At 63.6% G+C, this 16950-nt stretch carries 16 protein-coding genes; 4 read left to right on the forward strand and 12 right to left on the reverse strand.

What is annotated here, in order from left to right:
* Nucleotides 1-31: 31 nt before the first annotated feature.
* Together EPO50_RS18720 and EPO50_RS18725 are read right to left on the reverse strand one after the other, a co-directional pair.
* Complete coding sequence (locus EPO50_RS18720) at nucleotides 32-1801, reverse strand: M3 family oligoendopeptidase (RefSeq protein ID WP_296346523.1); 1770 nt, start codon at nucleotides 1799-1801, stop codon at nucleotides 32-34.
* A gap of 175 nt (nucleotides 1802-1976) precedes the next feature.
* Complete coding sequence (locus EPO50_RS18725; RefSeq protein ID WP_296346524.1) at nucleotides 1977-2954, reverse strand: NAD-dependent epimerase/dehydratase family protein; 978 nt, start codon at nucleotides 2952-2954, stop codon at nucleotides 1977-1979.
* Between the two features lie 186 nt (nucleotides 2955-3140).
* Between EPO50_RS18725 and EPO50_RS18730 the strand changes: the two genes are divergently transcribed.
* Nucleotides 3141-6638 carry an indolepyruvate ferredoxin oxidoreductase family protein gene (locus EPO50_RS18730; RefSeq protein WP_296346525.1) on the forward strand — a complete coding sequence of 1166 codons (3498 nt, stop codon included), beginning with the start codon at nucleotides 3141-3143 and terminating at the stop codon, nucleotides 6636-6638.
* Nucleotides 6639-6648: 10 nt separating this feature from the next.
* On the opposite strand, the gene EPO50_RS18735 is transcribed toward EPO50_RS18730, so the two are convergent.
* Nucleotides 6649-8313, reverse strand: a complete 1665-nt coding sequence (locus EPO50_RS18735) for a hypothetical protein (RefSeq protein WP_296346526.1) — start codon at nucleotides 8311-8313, stop codon at nucleotides 6649-6651.
* A gap of 330 nt (nucleotides 8314-8643) precedes the next feature.
* On the reverse strand, nucleotides 8644-8937 hold the full coding sequence (locus tag EPO50_RS18740) for an Lrp/AsnC ligand binding domain-containing protein (protein ID WP_296346527.1): 294 nt from the start codon (nucleotides 8935-8937) through the stop codon (nucleotides 8644-8646).
* Between the two features lie 267 nt (nucleotides 8938-9204).
* On the opposite strand from EPO50_RS18740, the gene EPO50_RS18745 reads away from it, so the two are divergent.
* Together EPO50_RS18745 and EPO50_RS18750 are read left to right on the forward strand one after the other, a co-directional pair.
* Nucleotides 9205-9633, forward strand: a complete 429-nt coding sequence (locus tag EPO50_RS18745) for a hypothetical protein (protein WP_296346528.1) — start codon at nucleotides 9205-9207, stop codon at nucleotides 9631-9633.
* Nucleotides 9634-9669: 36 nt separating this feature from the next.
* Nucleotides 9670-9933, forward strand: a complete 264-nt coding sequence (locus EPO50_RS18750; RefSeq protein WP_296346529.1) for a hypothetical protein — start codon at nucleotides 9670-9672, stop codon at nucleotides 9931-9933.
* A 31-nt stretch (nucleotides 9934-9964) separates the two neighbouring features.
* Here the strand turns inward: EPO50_RS18750 and EPO50_RS18755 are convergent, their stop codons facing one another.
* The 5 genes from EPO50_RS18755 to EPO50_RS18775 form a co-directional block, all read right to left on the reverse strand.
* Nucleotides 9965-10816, reverse strand: a complete 852-nt coding sequence (locus EPO50_RS18755) for a hypothetical protein (protein WP_296346530.1) — start codon at nucleotides 10814-10816, stop codon at nucleotides 9965-9967.
* 4 nt (nucleotides 10817-10820) lie between these two features.
* A complete protein-coding gene (locus tag EPO50_RS18760; RefSeq protein ID WP_296346531.1) occupies nucleotides 10821-11729 on the reverse strand; it encodes a hypothetical protein in 909 nt (302 codons plus the stop codon).
* 50 nt (nucleotides 11730-11779) lie between these two features.
* Nucleotides 11780-12355: a hypothetical protein gene (locus tag EPO50_RS18765; RefSeq protein WP_296346532.1), complete on the reverse strand. Its 576-nt coding sequence runs from the start codon at nucleotides 12353-12355 to the stop codon at nucleotides 11780-11782.
* 116 nt (nucleotides 12356-12471) lie between these two features.
* Entirely contained in the window at nucleotides 12472-13002 is a 531-nt protein-coding gene (locus EPO50_RS18770) for a hypothetical protein (RefSeq protein WP_296346533.1), read from the reverse strand.
* Between the two features lie 13 nt (nucleotides 13003-13015).
* A complete protein-coding gene (locus EPO50_RS18775) occupies nucleotides 13016-13564 on the reverse strand; it encodes a hypothetical protein (RefSeq protein WP_296346534.1) in 549 nt (182 codons plus the stop codon).
* Nucleotides 13565-13865: 301 nt separating this feature from the next.
* Here EPO50_RS18775 and EPO50_RS18780 point away from each other — a divergent pair, with 301 nt between their 5' ends.
* Nucleotides 13866-14162, forward strand: a complete 297-nt coding sequence (locus tag EPO50_RS18780) for a hypothetical protein (protein ID WP_296346535.1) — start codon at nucleotides 13866-13868, stop codon at nucleotides 14160-14162.
* Between the two features lie 12 nt (nucleotides 14163-14174).
* Here the strand turns inward: EPO50_RS18780 and EPO50_RS18785 are convergent, their stop codons facing one another.
* From EPO50_RS18785 to EPO50_RS18795, 3 genes are all read right to left on the reverse strand, one after another.
* Nucleotides 14175-14606: a hypothetical protein gene (locus EPO50_RS18785; RefSeq protein WP_296346536.1), complete on the reverse strand. Its 432-nt coding sequence runs from the start codon at nucleotides 14604-14606 to the stop codon at nucleotides 14175-14177.
* Between the two features lie 31 nt (nucleotides 14607-14637).
* Nucleotides 14638-15171, reverse strand: coding sequence for a hypothetical protein (locus tag EPO50_RS18790; protein WP_296346537.1), 534 nt, complete (start codon nucleotides 15169-15171; stop codon nucleotides 14638-14640).
* A gap of 78 nt (nucleotides 15172-15249) precedes the next feature.
* Nucleotides 15250-16809, reverse strand: a complete 1560-nt coding sequence (locus tag EPO50_RS18795) for a winged helix-turn-helix domain-containing protein (RefSeq protein WP_296346538.1) — start codon at nucleotides 16807-16809, stop codon at nucleotides 15250-15252.
* Between the last annotated feature and the right edge of the window lie 141 nt (nucleotides 16810-16950).

Genomic DNA, 16950 nt, shown 5'->3' on the forward strand with positions numbered 1-16950 from the left:
ACCGCGCGACTGGAGTCGCGCGCCCCCGGCGTCACAACTTTTCCAGTTCATCGACGAAGCCGGAGATGACGCCCAGGCCCTTGTCCCAGAAGGCCGGGTCCGAGGCGTCGAGGCCGAAGGGCGCCAGCAGTTCCTTGTGCCGCTTCACGCCGCCTGCCTTCAGCATGTCGAGATACTTCGCCTGAAAGCCCTCGGGCTTGGCCTGGTAGGCGGCATAGAGCGAGTTCACCAGGCAGTCGCCGAAGGCGTAGGCGTAGACATAGAACGGCGAATGGATGAAGTGGCCGATGTAGGACCAGTAGTATTTGTACTCCTCGTCGTAGGTGAAGGCGGGGCCCAGGCTCTCCTTCTGCACCGCCATCCAGATCTCGCCGATCGCATCGGGCGTCAGCTCGCCCTCGCGGCGCGCCATGTGCAGGCGCGATTCGAAATCGTAGAAGGCGATCTGGCGCACCACAGTGTTCAGCATGTCCTCGACCTTGCCGGCCAGCATCGCCTTGCGCGTGGCCTTGTCGGGCGCGGTCTTGAGCAGCGACTGGAAGGTCAGCATCTCGCCGAACACCGACGCCGTCTCAGCGAGCGTCAGTGGCGTGTCGGCCATCAGCGGACCCTGCCCCGCCGCCAGCACCTGATGCACGCCATGGCCCAACTCGTGGGCCAAGGTCATCACGTCCCGCACCTTGCCCTGGTAGTTCAGCAGCAGATAGGGATGCGCCGAGGGCACGGTCGGATGGGCAAAAGCGCCCGGCGACTTGCCCGGCCGCGCCGGTGCGTCGATCCAGCCCGTGCCGAAGAACTTCTGCCCCACGTCGGCCAGTTCGGGCGAGAAGGCGCGATAGGCGTCGAGCACGATCTTCTCGGCCTCGGGCCACGGGATCGTGCGGTCGTCATGCTCGGGCAGCGGCGCGTTGCGGTCCCAATAGGGCATGGTCTCGACGCCGAACCACTTGGCCTTGAGCTTGTAGTAGCGGTGCGCGAGCTTCGGGTGGGCGGCCTTCACCGACTTGGCGAGCGCGTCCACCACCTCGTCCTCGACGACGTTGGCGAGGTTCATCGCCGACTGCGGCCGCGCATACTTGCGCCAGCGGTCGTCGATCTCCTTGTCCTTGGCGAGCGTGTTCGTCACCAGCGAGAAGATCGCGATATTGTCGCCCTGCACCTTGCCGAACGACTTGGCGGCGTCCTTGCGGATCTCGGGGTCTTTGTTCGAGAGCTTGTCGAGGATCTGCGGCTCGCTCAGCACCTCGTTGCGAAAGGGATAGCGCAGCCGCGCAATGGTCTCGTCGAACAGGCGCGACCAGGCGGCGCGGCCGACGACGTACTTTTCGTGCAGCGCCTTTTCGAGTTCGTCGGAGAGCTGGTGCGGGCGATAGACGCGCAGGTCGCGCAGCCACGGCGCATACTTGGCAAGCTCCGGCGCCTTCATCTTGGCCGCGAGGTCGGCGTCTTCGAGCTTGTTGATCTCCAGCCGGAAGAAGACGAGCTGCGAGCCGATGTCGGTCAGCTTCTCCGAAATGTTCTGCGAGAAGCGGCCGCGCTCGGGGTCGGCCATGTTCTGGGCATAATAGAGCGAGGCGTAGGAGCCGATCCGGCCCATCAGGTCGGACAGGCGCTCGAAGCGCGCAATCGCCCCACCCAGCGCCTTGCCGTCGAGTGCCGCAATCTTGCCTTCATAATCCTTGGCGAAGGCCACTGCCTCGTCCGCCGCCCGCTTCAGATCGGCGTCGAGATCGGTGCCGGTCGGGCTCGAATAGAGATCGGCGAGGTTCCAGGTCGGCAGATCGCCCAGCACAGCGTTCATTTCAGACTCCTTGATCCCCTCCGATATCGGGGTGCAATGCGGCAACGTCAAGGAACTGAGGCGTTTGACCCCTCCGTCCGCTGCGCGGACACCTCCCCATCTGAATGGGGAGGAAAAGAGCATTCGCCTCCCCATTCAGATGGGGAGGTGTCGTCGTCATACGACGACGGAGGGGTCACGCCTGAAGTCGATTGTAGCTCTTGAACCAGTCGACGAAGAGCGGGATGCCCTCTTCTACGGTCACCTTGGGGGACCAGCCGAGGTCGCGGGTGGTGGCGGTGATGTCGGCCGCCGTTTCCTGCATGTCACCCGCTTCGCCGGGCTTGAGTTCGATATTTGCCGACTTGCCCAGCGCCGCCTCGAACAGGGAGATGACGTGGCGGATGTCCACGCTGCGCGTGGCGCCGAGATTGTAGAGACGATGCCCGGCGTCTGCGGGCGGATGATCCAATGCAGCAATCGTGCCGGTCGCGATCTCGTCGATATAGGTGAAGTCGCGCTTGATCTTGCCCATGTGATAGAGCGGGATCGTCTTCCCCTCGTGGATCGCGCGGGCAAAGATGTACGGCGACATGTCGGGCCGGCCCCACGGCCCGTAGACCGTGAAGTAGCGCAGGCCGGTCGCGCGCATCCCGTATTGATGCACATAGGTCTCGACCATCAGCTCGTCCGCGCGCTTGGTGGCGGCGTAGAGCGATTCGGGATGGTTCACCGGATCCCCAGCCGAAAACGGCAGCTTGGAATTGCCGCCATAGACCGACGAGGACGAAGCATAGACGAAGTGCTTCAGCCGCTCGCCCAACCCGCGCGCCAGCTCCAGCATCACGAGCTGGCCCATCACGTTGGTCTGCACGTAGATATAGGGATCGACCTTGGAATGCCGCACGCCGGGCTGGGCCGCGAGATGCACGATGCGGTCGACCTCCGGATGCGCGCCGGCCAGCGCCTCCATGGCGTCGCGATCGGCCACGTCGGCGTCGAGGAAGGTGAAGCCCGCCGTCTCGCGCAGCGGCTTCAGCCGCGCGAACTTGAGGACCGGATCGTAGTACGGGCTGAAATTGTCGACGCCCACCACGGCCTCGCCACGCGCCAGCAAACGCTGCGCAACCTGCGAGCCGATGAAACCCGCGACACCTGTGACGAGAACGGACATGCGGGGGGACGCTTACAACATTTCGCCTAAACCTAACACCGTGAAACGGCTCGCCGCGAAAGGCGGGAGCGGCCAGCGGAAAACGTCTTTTTGACGGCTGCCTGCGATCCGGCTTGGCGGGACCAAGAAAGTTTCGTTACCGTTCGCCGACAAGAAGTCTGAGACCAAGAATTCAGGGAGGTTACCTTGCCCCAAGCGGTGACCCTGGACGACAAGTACGTTCTGGAAAGCGGTCGCGTCTATCTCACCGGCACGCAGGCACTGGTGCGCCTGCCGATGATGCAGCGACAGCGCGACCTCGCCGCCGGGCTCAACACCGCAGGTTACATCTCCGGCTATCGCGGCTCGCCGCTCGGCGCCTTCGACCAGGCGCTGTGGCAAGCCAAGAAGTTCATCAAGAAGCACCACATCGAGTTCCAGCCCGGCACCAACGAGGACCTGGCCGCGACGGCGCTGTGGGGCACGCAGCAGATCCATCTCTATCCCGGCGCGCGCTACGATGGCGTGTTCGGCATCTGGTACGGCAAGGGCCCCGGCGTCGATCGTTCGGGCGATGCGCTGAAGCACGCCAACTATGCCGGCACCTCCAAGCATGGCGGCGTCATTGCGCTGGCGGGCGACGACCATATCGCCAAGTCCTCGACGACGGCGCACCAGAGCGAGCCGGCGCTGATCGCGGCCGGCATGCCGGTGCTGCACGCGGCGTCGGTGCAGGAGTATCTCGACTTCGGCCTGCATGCCTTCGCCATGTCGCGCTACTCGGGGCTCTGGATTGGCTTCAAGGTGCTGAACGAGACGGTCGATTCCTCCGCCTCGGTCCATATCGATCCGCACCGCATCGTGACGCAGATCCCGAGCGATTTCGTGCTGCCGCCCGACGGGCTGCACATCCGCTGGCCCGACGACTGGGCTGGCCAGGAACGCCGCGTCGTCAACATCCGCCAGCCGGCGGCACTCGCCTACTGGCGCGCCAACAAACTCGACCGGCTGATGATGGGCCGGTCCGACGCGCGCTTCGGCATCATGACCGTCGGCAAATCCTATCTCGACGTGCGTCAGGCGCTCGACGAGCTGGGTATCGACGAAGCCGAAGCCGAACGCATCGGGCTCGCTGTCTACAAGGTCGGCATGGTCTGGCCGCTCGAGACCGAAGGCGCGATGGCCTTCGCCGCGGGCAAGCGCGAGATCCTGGTGATCGAGGAGAAGCAGCCGATCATCGAGCAGCAGCTCAAGAACGCGCTGTTCAATGCCCCCGCCGACCGCCGCCCCGTAGTCGTGGGCAAGGTCGACGAGCTCGGCCAAAAGCTCCTGAAGCTCGAAGGTGAACTGACGCCGTCCGAGATCGCCGCGGTCATCGTGGCACGCTTCGGCTTCGATGCCTTCAGCGGCGCCACGAAGGAACGCTTCGAGCAGTTGAAGCGCCGCGCCACCCGGCAGGTGCGCAACGAGGCGGGCCTCGCGCGCGTCCCCTACTTCTGCTCCGGCTGCCCGCACAACAGCTCGACCAAGCTGCCCGACGGCTCGATGGGCATGGCCGGCATTGGTTGCCATACGCTGGCCATCGGCATGGAGCGCAACACCAAGACCTTCACGCACATGGGCGCCGAGGGTGCGTCGTGGGTCGGTGCCAGCCACTTCACCGACATGCCGCACGTTTTCCAGAACCTGGGCGACGGCACCTATTTCCATTCCGGCTATCTCGCGCTGCGCCACGCCATCGCGACCAACACCAACATCACCTACAAGATCCTCTACAACGACGCCGTCGCAATGACCGGCGGCCAGCCGCACGACGGCGACGTGCATCCCTGGACGATCAGCCAGCAGGTCCATGCCGAGGGCGTGCGCCGCATCGCGCTGGTGAGCGACGATCCCGACAAGTATCCGCTGGGCACGAACTGGGCGCCGGGCGTGAGCTTCCATCACCGCGACCAGCTCGACGAAGTGCAGCGTGACCTGCGCGAGTGGAAGGGCGTCTCGGTCCTGATCTACGACCAGACCTGTGCCGCCGAGAAGCGCCGCCGCCGCAAGCGCGGCACCTTCCCCGATCCCAACCGCCGCGCCTTCATCAACGAAGCCGTGTGCGAGGGCTGCGGCGACTGCTCGACGCAATCGAACTGTCTTTCGGTCGTGCCGCAGGAAACCGAGTTCGGCCGCAAGCGCGCCATCGACCAGTCGTCCTGTAATAAGGACTTCTCCTGCCAAAAAGGCTTCTGCCCGTCGTTCGTCACGGTCGAAGGCGGCAGCCTGCGCAAGGGCAAGGTGGCGGCCAAGAAGACCGCGGAGCCGGCAGCGGAACCGGCATTGCCGCCCGCTCCGGCGCTCCCCTCGATCGAGGCGAAGCCCTATGGCGTGCTGATCACCGGCATCGGCGGCACGGGCGTCGTCACCATCGGCGCCATCATGGGCATGGCCGCGCATATCGAGGGCAAGGGCGCGACCGTGCTCGACCAGCTCGGCATGGCGCAGAAAGGCGGTGCGGTGATCAGCCATGTCCGCATCGGCGCCACGCCCGAAGTGCTGCATGCGATGCGGTTGGGCGCAGGCGGCGCCAACCTGCTGCTGGGCTGCGACCTCGTCGTGAGTGCCAGCGCCGATGCGCTGGCGCGGCTGGAGCCCGGCCTGTCGAAGGCCGTGGTCAACACGCACGAGACCATCACCGGCGAATTCACGCGCCGTCCCGACCTCGCCTTCCCGGCCAACACGCTGAAGCTCTCGGTCGAAGCCGCGGCCGGCGCCGATGCCGTGGACTTCCTTGACGCCACCGGCATCGCCACGGGCCTGATGGGCGATTCGATCGCCACCAACATGTTCGTGCTGGGCTATGCCTATCAGAAGGGCCTGGTGCCGCTCGGCCACGAAGCGATCGAACAGGCGATCGAGCTGAATGGTGCGGCGGTGGCGATGAACCTCGCCGCCTTCCGCTGGGGCCGCCGCGCCGCCGCCGACCGCGCCGCGGTCGAACTGCTGATCGCGCCGAAAGACAGCAACAACGTCGTCCGCCTCGCGCCGCGCCTCTCCACGACGCTCGAAGAGATCGTGGCGGCGCGGACGAAGCATCTCACCGGCTACCAGAACGCAGCCCTTGCCCAGCGCTACGCCGCCCTTGTCGAGAAGGTCCGCGTCGCCGAGCAGCTCAAGGGCGGCGGCAAGACCGGCCTCGCCGAAGCCGTGGCGCGCTACTACGCCAAGCTGCTCTCCTACAAGGACGAGTACGAAGTCGCGCGGCTCTACAGCGAGGCGGCGTTCCAGGCCCGGCTCGGCCAGCAGTTCGAGGGCGACTACAAGCTGAAGTTCCACCTCGCGCCGCCGCTGTTTGCGCAACGCGATCCGCAGACCGGCCACCTGATCAAGCAGGAGTTCGGAAGCTGGATGCTGCCGGCGTTCCGCCTGCTGGCGAAGCTCAAGGGCCTGCGCGGCACCGCCTTCGATCCGTTCGGCCGCACCGAAGAGCGCAAGACCGAGCGCCGCCTGATCGCCGACTACGAGAAGCTGATCGACGAGCTACTGGCCGGCCTCACGCCGCAGAACCACGCGCTCGCGATCAGGCTGGCCGCGATCCCCGACGACATCCGCGGCTACGGCCACATCAAGGACGCCAACCTCGTAAAGGCCAAACGCAAGGAGGCCGAGCTGCTGGCCCAGTGGCGCAATCCCGAGGCGATGAAGGCGGCAGCGGAGTAAGCGCTACGTTCTAACCGTCATTCGTATTAGCGTCTTCGCCAAGCAACCGCTCTATCTCAGCCAACAGCACGTCGAGCCCTTGAGAAAAATTTACCTGTGTTGCGTTGGGCAGGGCGTCACTACGACGAGCGACCCCGTGCAATAGCTGATCTGCGATCTTTCGAGACATACCGTTAAGGTGTGTCATGGCTTCCTTGAAGCTGCGCTCGCCCGCATAGTTAGCTGTCACTTCTTGAAATCCCTTGTAGCCAAACAGCGGTGGAACGTGATCGAGAATTGCCCTCAACAGGATCGCGGTACTAAGGTAGTTTTGAGCGTTGTAGTTTGAATTTAGCTCCTCACATAATCGAATGAGCTTTTTGAGATCAAACTTGTCACCCGATAGACGCCTCAGCGCTTCCAGTCTCTCCTTGTTGACATACTCAAAATTAGGGAGAGGCGTCGCAGATATACCTATTCCACTCCGCCACGCCCGAAGCTGTTGAACATCAACTCGCAAATCGATCCAATTTGATACGTGCACGGATACTAGGGCGCGTTCTTCGTCGGTAGCATGATCGGAGATACCGAAATTATTCTTGGCTAATTGAATAGTCAGCGGAAGTCGAAAGCACTCCTTCGGAAGAGCCTCCCATTCAAGAATACTACCGTCTCTTCTTCCCAAGCATTGCAATTGTCCCCGCTGAAATGCCTGAAGGAGCTTCAGCTCCCATTGATCAGCAAGACGATTAATGAATCCCGCGTCGCTCGTGGGGATATCATGCGCCTGCCTGAAGTCTTCACATGTTTGAACAATCAGCTGACGCCACGACGCTTGTTTCGCGAACGCCGCGAGAGCCCGCTGCATTGCATTCCGCCTCTCAACTGCATCTTGCGCGGCGTAGCCCCGCAAACTAGTCAGCTCAGATGAACGAAACCTAGCTTCAGTAGCTCTTACTCTGCGATCGGCTTCTCTGAAGCCATAGAGTGAATCGGCATAGGAGTTTCTTGCTATCGCGTAATCTTCATCGGATCGCTTGATAGTTTCGCCGACCATCCACCCAACTGTTGGAATGGCTTTACCAAAGGCACACCAAGTGACTGCTTCGACAAGAGTGACTTCGACGGCATCGAGCAGCCCATCCTCGTCGAGGCGCAACTGCATCGGCGGTTCGTGTTGGACTTTGCGCTGCCGTCGCTCTGCCCAGACTGCATCGCCTACTCTGTCTGGCCGCCAATCCTGAGCATAGACATTGGCTGACCGACGACGCCGGGGCAGCGCCCAGTGGCGAACGACAGCATCAGCCAGCAGGAGAAGGTTGTCCCACCATTGGGACGTGAGACTACGATCTTCAGACGACGCCGCGACAACTCCCCTTGAGGCGTCGTCACGAATCTCCAAATTAACCCAGTCATCGCCTGGCACGATGACAATTGGCGCTACGCCACGCCGACGCCCATAGACAACGATAGCAGCAGCCTGACAGGCTTCCAGAAGAGCAACGCAAGCATCGGCAACCGGCGTTGGCGTCTTCTTGTCACCTACTTCCGTCTCATCAAGTGGCGGCAATGTTCGCGCAGCGACGAAGTCCTCGGCATTAGCAAGCAAGTCCCTTGCGTCTACCGCATTGACTAGACGCTCATCCCTGGTCGCAATCCACACGCAGGCTTGCGCGATCGTCCATTGAGAACTCATCAGGGAAAATGAAGCTTGGTGGACACGTAGGTTGCAAACACCAATGCTATCATTTGCGGCTTACCATCCTCTCCTTACAAGCTAGAATACTATGTACGGTAGCATGCTGCATTCCAATGCACGCAGCTGGGGATAGTAGGCCAAGATTGACGTGTCGCCTGAGCGCTATTTCCTCCTGGTATTTCTCATAACGACTTTCCATGAGGCATGCTCATGCGCCAAGTGTCCCAGCGGTAACGGCGCGCCGGACTTCAACGTCTGGATCGCAATGCTGCCGCGGACCTCACGGACCAGCGGCAGGTTCAGGAGCTTGCCGACCAGGAAGCGGTGTCAGTGGTGGAGGTTGGGCACGATGACTTCCAGCAGATAGTCGGCCTCGCCGGAGATCATCTGACAGGCGATGACCTCGGGAAACGCGACGACCTCGTCCTCGAAGGCCGTCGCGCGATCGTTGGCGTGGCCGTTGATCTTCACGCCGACCAAGACGCTAAGGCGTAGCTCGATCCGCTCGCGTCCGAACAGGGCATAGTAGCTTTCGATACAACCCTCGCACTCCAGCCGGTTGACGTGGCCGGCGGTCTGGACGCTCGGGTGATGTCGATCGATCCCGGACCGGCGGGGCACCGCTGCACCGAATTGTTCCTCCTGGCCAGCGCAAGGAAGCCAAGCTGCTGGCCCAGTGGCGCAATCCCGAGGCGATGAAGGCGGCAGCGGAGTAATTGCCGGAGGCGCGCCCAGCACCTCAAACGTGAGGAATTGGGCGTAACTCCCTAGATTTCATGACATAGCTATCGTCTTGCCTCGAAACCGCCGCGCGGATTTGGTGTGGATTGATGGGCCTACTTGCTGTAGGCCCTTTCCGGCTTTGGCTTTTCGCCAGAAGGACTTTTGATGGCAACCGTTCGGTACTCTGTTTTGGCGGCGGGTCTGCTGGGCTTCGGCCTGTCGGCCTGCGCCGGCTACGATCTTGCGCCCTTCGGCGCCGAGAGCCTGACCAACCAGGCCATCAACAAGGCCTACAAGGACAGAGATGCTTGCCTGGAGGCCCAGGTGAACATTAACGGCGCCGACGCACCGACCGCCGCCGCGGGCTGCCGGACGCAGACGAAGAAGCTCGACAGCGTTACCAACCCCCATCGCGATGCCATGGTCTCGGCGGCCATCCAGCAGGATTCCGAGTTCAGGGCGGTGCGTTATGCGAGCCGCGGGCGCACCAGCCCGACGACCGTGCAGGCCGCGCCTGTCATGCAGGCTGCGCCCCCGGCACCGTTGGCCCCCGCGCAGGCGGCCCCCCTGCAATCGATTGCAGAACAGCCGTAGCCGGCGCCCGGCGGCGGGTGGCATGCTGTCCGCCGCATGGGTTCTCTGAAATCACGCCGCAAGAGCTTCACCTTCAACGAGCGCACCCTCGAGATACGGGTCGTGTTCGACGACGATGCGGAGTGGACCACCTGGGTCTACGAGGACGGCCATCGCCTTGCTGCGGTGGCGTCGATCGAACACGAAACCGTCGTCGAAGGCCTCACACAGGGCAACGACGTGATCGGCGATCTGATCGAGGCCTCAGTGTCGGATGTTCTGGCCGGCGACGTGGAGCTCCCACCGCGCAAAGTTTCCTAGATTTTTGGTTCCGGCGCGTTCTGCGCCGGCATCAGCGCCTCCTGGACGCTCTGCTTGCCGAGCCCGCCTTCAGCCGCCGGGGCAGGTGGAACCAGCCGACGATGAGGACGCCGACAGCGGTCAACAGGCCGCCGATCGCCAAACCCGCGGGAACGTTGCCCTTCGTGCCCGAGAGGTGCAGCGACAAGCCGACTGTCGCCACGATCAGGGAGGCCGCGAGGAGGCCCCAGAATATCCGCCACACGAGCACCGGCGAATGCCGCGCCAGATCGCCGAGGTCTTCAACACCGGCAATGGCGCGTTGGTAATGGCGCAGCACCCGGTCGCCTGCCTCCATGGCCGAGGCGGGAACCGGCAACAGCAGGCGCGAACGTTTGGTACTGTAGCTGCCGGTGCTCGCCACCCGGCTGACGACGCCGATGGTGATGACGATGCAGGCCGGACTCGTTCTCGCCCCCCACTCGGCATTCAGCATGCCAGTCCTTTTCCCCGGATCGAGGCGAAAGTAGCAATCATCGATCAGCACGCTTCGCTTGCCGGCGATGATCTCGACGCCTGCAGCGTGGTCTCGGCGACGGCGCGGTGTGAAACGGGACCATGTCCGGGTGCCCGCGCAGTAACGTTCCCAGTCGGCTGCGCCCACGGGCCAGCGGGCGACGACATCCGTGCCCGCCAGCAAGCGCGCCCGGCCCCGCGCCGCCAGCAGCGACACCGGAACGAAGTACGCGGACGCCAGAAGCAGGGTAAAGCCGATCACACCGGCGCCCATCGTAGGCGCGGACTCTTCCGGCCCCAGCCGCTCGGAGATCGCCAGCCAGAACAGCAATCCACCTGTGCAGAGAGCGATCAGCGCATAGCCAAGCTTACGTGCCGGATTACGCATCAGATTATTTTCTCGTGCGATGGTTCGCGCGGCGTTGGCTCTCTTTTCCTTCCTTCCACCGCAGCAGGAACGTCATGCCGCCGACCAGGGCGGAGGGAATCGCGACGAAGGTGCCGCCCAGCGTCAGGAAGCCCGCGATCATGCCGGCATATTCCCCTTGGCTCCGAGCGATCGCTATCATGACCGCGCCCGCGACGGCGGCGACAAGACCGACCCCGAAAAGAGCTGCCGTGATTTGATAGGTGCGGCGCGGGTTGCGCAGCGCGATGGCGCCCTTGGCGCGCCGCTTTTCGAGCGCCGGCGCGAAGTGGCGATAGGCCGACAAACCCTGTGCCCGCGCAGCCTCCGGTACCGGCACGCGCAGACAGGTATAGCGGACGCCGCCGTAGCGGCCCGCCGGATAGGCGAGCAGGAATTCGAGGCAGTCCGGAGGGCGGCCGGGCCGGGGTGCATTGTCGAGCCAGCCGATGCTGCGCAGCTCGGGGATGCCGTTCATGCGCAGCGGGTGATAGGAGCCATCGACGATCAATGCCTTCTTGCCAACGGTGATCTCCACACCCTCGGGTGGCGTCTGCCTGCGTATCCAGAGATCGTTGGCGAGGAACATCGGGTCCGTCCCTGCCCGCTCGGCATCGAGCGCGCGGAACTTGTCCCAGTCGGCAGCGCTCACCTGCCATTGCGTGATCCTGCCGACTCCGGCCTGAAGGCGCGCCCTGCCGAGTGCTGTGGGCAGGACTCTCAACAACAGGTACAGAGTGGAACAGACAAGGGTGGCAAACCCGACCGCTGACATGACGTCCGATATGTCGTCGCGTCCCGCGGTGTTTTCCCGCTGCACGCCGAACCAGAGCAGCGCGGCGCCCGACAGGGCCAGAGTGGCGAAGATGATGGCTTTACGACGTGGGTTGCGCATGACTTCTACGGTCGGCCTTCGGTGAATCGAGCCACGCTGTCGCTACCGCATTATCGCTTTGCGGCGACGCAGGATTTCTCGACAAGCTCGATTGTCTTCGCGGCAGCAGCCCTGTCTGCGGGTGTCGGCACCGCAACCGTCCATGTCTTGTAGCAGGTCGATTGAAACGCCGGCTTGGCCGTCTCGAGATGGACGACGTCGCGGCACAGCCAGGGCGTTTCTGCATCAATCGCAACGGTGCGCACTTCGGGATCGTCCATAGGCCGGGATGATGCAGAGGCACGATCGTCCGTGGCCGACAGCCAACGCACCTGCTTGATCTTCGTGAAATCGAACGAAAGGGTGGTGGATTCCGCCCAGTCTTTCGGCAATTGCCTGAGACCCTGGAAACGGATGATGCACAGACCAGGCCCGGGAGCGAATACGCCGACGAACGATAGTTTGTCCGACCGATTTTCGATCAGCAGGCTGCCGTTGACGATAGTGCCGGGTAGCGGCTGAGAGGGTGGAGCCACCGAAATCAATGAAGCCATGGCCCGAAGAACTTTCTCGTCTGCCTTGGCCTGACCAACCACTCCGACAACCAGAACCGCAGCAAGAACACCAAGCGCAGAACGCACGATCATTCCACTCTCCCTCAGACCCACGCAGCCTGGGATCAAATGGAATGTTTGTCCACGCACCATGCATGGCGGCCGCCTGTGGGCCGCGGACCGCACCGCCGAAGTGGTGAGTATGCGCGCTAGTCGACGCGAACGTTGCCTGCGGCGTCGACCGTCACGCCGACTTCGGTCTGTCCACGCCGCGCACGGCCGCGCCACGAACCATCGGCGGCCTTGCTGACCACCTTCACGTTCTTGTAGCCGTCGCGCTCGATCGCCGACTTGGCGAAGCGTGCGCCTTCCTGGTCTTCGGTGGGCGGCGCGCTCGCCGTATCGACGGCCTTGTCGCCAGTCTTCTCGCTCGATTTATCGCCAGCCTTGTCCGCGACCGTGGTGGCGGACTTGTCTTCCTTGACCGGCACCGGCGGTCGCGGCGCATGCCGCAACGGCACCGGCGGTCGCTGCATCTCCGGTTGCGTGGAGGTGGAGATCTTGGTCACGGCGACAGGCGCCGCCGTCGACGTCACCGTCGGTGGCGGCTGCCGCTGCGGTTGTGGCTGCAGTGTCGTGACACGCTTCGGTGTTTCGGGGCCGGACGAAAAGACGCTCGCGCTCGCTACGCCGGCCACCACCAGCACCGCACCCATCGCTGCAATCATTGCCCGTTTCATGGCACCCTCGCCGTCAAAGACTGCTGAGGTCCGCGATCGCTCCCGCAATCATGCGCGTGCCGATCGCCATCAGCAGAATGTCGTTGGCTACACGTACATATTCGTAACCCGAGGGGGCGGGCGTCAGTTGCGTCAGCAACACGCCGGGCAGCGGATAGTAGACGATGCCGGCTGGCAGCGGCTGACCCATTGCCCACATTTTCTTCGCCTGACCCGGTGGCAGGCAACCATTGTTTTTCTTGGCCAGCCCCGGCGGGCAGCCCGCCGAGGCGTACTCGGTACGATAGTAGGAGTAGACCGCATTACGGTCGCGCTCCTGGACGACGACATTGACCTGCGCCGGCCCACCGCCGCCCGACCGCGCGTTGCCCTGGCCCTTGCCTGGCCCCTGGTCTTTGGCCGGACCTTGGCCTTGGCCCTGATCCTTGCCCTGGCCTTTACCTTGGCCCTGGCTTTGGCCCTGACCGCGGCCGTTGTCCTTGTCTTTATCCTTGTCGGCAAAGGCGGGCGCCGCGAACAGCGCACACACCGAAACCGCCAGAGCAATCGCCACCATCTTCATGATCAACTCCACTTCACCCCACTCAACGCAGGAAATGGGGCAAGAGGCAGGATTCTTACCGCTCGCGTGCGAAGAAATTCCTCCTGTGGCCGGCTGGTCACAGTTAGGTCACAGCTCCAATGGGAACCGCACGGCTTGTCGGTTGCGAATGAAAATCGCTGCCCTGTCGGGCTCTATTGATTGCGATCGTTCTGCATATTGTTCGACCGCAACGCGAACCCGGGTAACCGCAGCGCGCCTGCTGGCTGTTTGCCTTGCTGGCCCAGGCGAAAGATGGAGAAGTGATCGCCGGGGAGGATGAATGTCGCGCAGCCTGAACGCACCACTTAGTCCAAACGAGGAGATCACCTTGCGCCGTGTCGCGCTCGGGATTTCATGCGCCAGGGATCTGTCGCAGCGCGATCTGGTGCGGCTGAAGACTCTGTCGCTGGTCGAGATGGAAGGTGATCGCCTGCAGCTCACCCCTGACGGCCGCCTGCGCTACAAAACCCTGCCACGCGCCACTTCCCTGACGGACGCGCCGACCTACGAAGAACTCGTGAGCGCGCTGGCCGAACGCATGCGCAAGGAACAGAACCAGAGTCAGAACGAAAGCTAGCAGCGGCTCGCGCTAAGGCGAGACCTTGGCGCAGCCGGCGCCCTGCCAGCGATAGCCCTTCGCCGAACCGCCAACCATCGTCCATTCGACGATGCAGCCCTGGCGGACCAGGGTCGGTGGGAAACCACCCATCGGCATCCACATCCCACCGCCCCAGCCGTATCCCCAACCGCCGAAACGGCCGTAGTAGAGCGGCGGCATGCCGGGATCGATGTAGGACGTGTCCCAGCGCCATTGCAGCACCTTGCTGCCATCCTCGAGCTGGTAGCTGTTGTCGGGGATGCGGCCCATGCTGGTCAGCAATCCGGCTTCCTGCGCGCCCGACATCTCGCGCAGGCGATTGTCGAACACGGCTTCGCGCTCCTCCTTGGTGGCGCAACCTCCCGGCAAGAAGGCGAGCGGCAGTAGGAGAAGAATGATCGTCGTCGAAATCCTGCGAGGCATGTCGACCTCCTGAAACATCACGGCCGAAACATCACGGCACAAAGTAGCCCGCCTTAGTGACCGACCCATCGAGGGCCAGGACGAGAACGCCGATGCTCTCCGTTCCCTGCAGATAGGTGAAGACCGGCCGCTTCGCCATGCGCAGGGCATTCCACGCAGCGCGCTCCACGCCGGTCTCGGCGTACCAGACGGTGTCGCCGCGACGCAGCGCGCCCTCCTCACCCTGCTTCCACTCGGGCAACTGCTCGCTGCCGGTGATGCTGCGCAAGCCTTCGACCAGCATCTGCGCCAGCGCCTTCTCCATCGCGGCACCGTCACGCGGCGCGTCGTCGGGGAAGCGCCATTCCGCCAGCACGACGTCGCTCCACACCGGCGCGCCATCGGGACGACGCACGACATGGACGATCACCGCCTTCTGGCAGGTCGGCCCATCGGCCACGGCTTCGACGAGATAGCCCGCACCTGCCCGCGCCCACGCCATCGACGCTCGCGCACGGCAGGGTTCATCGGCGAGGGCTGGCGTTGCGACGGCTAACGCTGTGGCAAGAAGCCCGACTCTGTACATGGCGGGGAGTCTAAGCGCTGCAAGCGCACCGCTCCAGAGGCGTCCCTTCACAAATGCGCCACTCCGACGTCCGCACCCCTACTCGGGCAATCCGGCGGCTCTCAACGCTTCGACATAGGCTCTCGCCATCGATTCGAGGGGTACCGGAATCCTGCTGAAGAACCGCGAAATCGTCAGCTCGGGCTCAATCACCAGCAGTTCGCGAACGATATCGGCGGCGAGATCGTGCTTGCCGATCTTCACAAGGGCCACCGCCAGGACGCGAAGCGCGACGGCGAAGCGCCGGTTCTGCACGAGAGCCTTTTCCGCCCAGGCAATGGCTTCGACATAGTCCTCGTCGACGATGGCCGTGATGGCCATGGCACCCGACATGAACCAGCCACGCGGATCGAGCGGGTTCAGCCGTCGTGCACGCTCGATCATTCCGCGGCCCGCATCGAGGTTGCCGCGCATCGTTTCGATCCACCCGCCCAGGGTCAGGGCCATGGCCGAGTTGGGATTGATCGCGAGGGAACGGTTGAACAGCTCCCGCGGGGCCTCGCTTATTTCTGGCGCCAGGTTCCAGACGGCAAAGGCCGCCATCCACAGGACCTGCGCATCGTTTGGCGCCAGCTCGACCGCGCGCCAGGCGAGCTTCATGCCTTTCAGGCGATGCGTCTCATCCAGCGGGACCCATCCCTGGAAGTGACACTGCGCGTGGCAATAGGCGGCAGCAGCCATCGCCGGCGCATAAGTTGGTTCGATCGCCAGCGCTTGGTCGAGGCACTCCAGCGCCGCCGTCATGCTCTCGGCGGTGAACTCGTTCTCCAGCCCATAGGCCCGCAGCAGAAGATCGTAGGCGTTGAGCTTGTCCGGCCGGCTGCGCTTGCGCCGTTCGATCTCGGCAAGCAGCAAGGCGGGCTCGATCGCTGCCACGACACTTTCGGTGATACGATCCTGAAGCTCGAAGACGTCCTCGAGGTCACCGTCGAAACGATCCGCCCAGAGATGGGCGCCTGAGGATGCGTCGATGAGCTGTCCAGTGATCCGCAGCCGTTCGCCGCCCCGACGAACGCTGCCTTCCAGCACATAGCCGACGTCAAGCTCCTGTCCGACACTACGGATGTCGACGGCCTTGCCCTTGTAGGTAAACGTCGAATTGCGCGCGATGACGAACAGGCCACTGCAGCGCGACAAGGCCGTGATGATCTCCTCGGCCATCCCATCGGCGAAATAGTCCTGCTCCGGATCACCACTCATGTTCGTGAAGGGAAGGACGGCAATCGACGGCCCTTCGAAGTCTGCCTTTGCCGGGGTCGTCGGGAGTTCCAGCCCGGCAGGAACGTCGGCCGCCTCCCGCACAGTGCCGACGAAGCGGAATCCCTTGCGCGGAAAAGTCCGGATCAGGCGCTGCTCCTCGCCGCTGTCGCCAATGGCAGTGCGCGCCGCGTTCACACGGCTGCTGAGCGTCGCTTCGGAGACGATGCGGCCTTGCCAGACGGCCGCGAGGAGATCGTCGCGGCTGACCACCCGCTCCCGCGCGCGGACGAGAAATTCCAGCAGGTCGAATACCTGTGGCTCCACCGCAACAAGACTGTCTCCCCGGCGCAATTCTCTCCGTTGCGGATCAAGGACAAGATCGTCGAACCGGTAGATCAACCGGGGGCCCCACTGGTCAAAATTGCGGCAGAGACGCGAACCTATCACGGCCCCTCTGCCGGAAAAATCACGACCATCTGAAGAGAAAATCCACGCTCTCTCAAAGCGCGAGCGAGTCCTTCGTGCTTTATCTCGCCTCGA

Origin of the sequence: Reyranella sp., from assembly GCF_004297405.1 — a bacterium.
Classification (GTDB): domain Bacteria; phylum Pseudomonadota; class Alphaproteobacteria; order Reyranellales; family Reyranellaceae; genus Reyranella.

Excerpts from the sequence above, each read along its gene's own strand:
- EPO50_RS18720 (WP_296346523.1), bottom strand. The coding sequence starts at position 1,801 with ATGAACGCTGTGCTGGGCGATCTGCCGACCTGGAACCTCGCCGATCTC.
- EPO50_RS18725 (WP_296346524.1), bottom strand. The coding sequence starts at position 2,954 with ATGTCCGTTCTCGTCACAGGTGTCGCGGGTTTCATCGGCTCGCAGGTT.
- EPO50_RS18735 (WP_296346526.1), bottom strand. The coding sequence starts at position 8,313 with ATGAGTTCTCAATGGACGATCGCGCAAGCCTGCGTGTGGATTGCGACC.
- EPO50_RS18745 (WP_296346528.1), top strand. The coding sequence starts at position 9,205 with ATGGCAACCGTTCGGTACTCTGTTTTGGCGGCGGGTCTGCTGGGCTTC.
- EPO50_RS18750 (WP_296346529.1), top strand. The coding sequence starts at position 9,670 with ATGGGTTCTCTGAAATCACGCCGCAAGAGCTTCACCTTCAACGAGCGC.
- EPO50_RS18755 (WP_296346530.1), bottom strand. The coding sequence starts at position 10,816 with ATGCGTAATCCGGCACGTAAGCTTGGCTATGCGCTGATCGCTCTCTGC.
- EPO50_RS18760 (WP_296346531.1), bottom strand. The coding sequence starts at position 11,729 with ATGCGCAACCCACGTCGTAAAGCCATCATCTTCGCCACTCTGGCCCTG.
- EPO50_RS18765 (WP_296346532.1), bottom strand. The coding sequence starts at position 12,355 with ATGATCGTGCGTTCTGCGCTTGGTGTTCTTGCTGCGGTTCTGGTTGTC.
- EPO50_RS18770 (WP_296346533.1), bottom strand. The coding sequence starts at position 13,002 with ATGAAACGGGCAATGATTGCAGCGATGGGTGCGGTGCTGGTGGTGGCC.
- EPO50_RS18775 (WP_296346534.1), bottom strand. The coding sequence starts at position 13,564 with ATGAAGATGGTGGCGATTGCTCTGGCGGTTTCGGTGTGTGCGCTGTTC.
- EPO50_RS18780 (WP_296346535.1), top strand. The coding sequence starts at position 13,866 with ATGTCGCGCAGCCTGAACGCACCACTTAGTCCAAACGAGGAGATCACC.
- EPO50_RS18785 (WP_296346536.1), bottom strand. The coding sequence starts at position 14,606 with ATGCCTCGCAGGATTTCGACGACGATCATTCTTCTCCTACTGCCGCTC.
- EPO50_RS18790 (WP_296346537.1), bottom strand. The coding sequence starts at position 15,171 with ATGTACAGAGTCGGGCTTCTTGCCACAGCGTTAGCCGTCGCAACGCCA.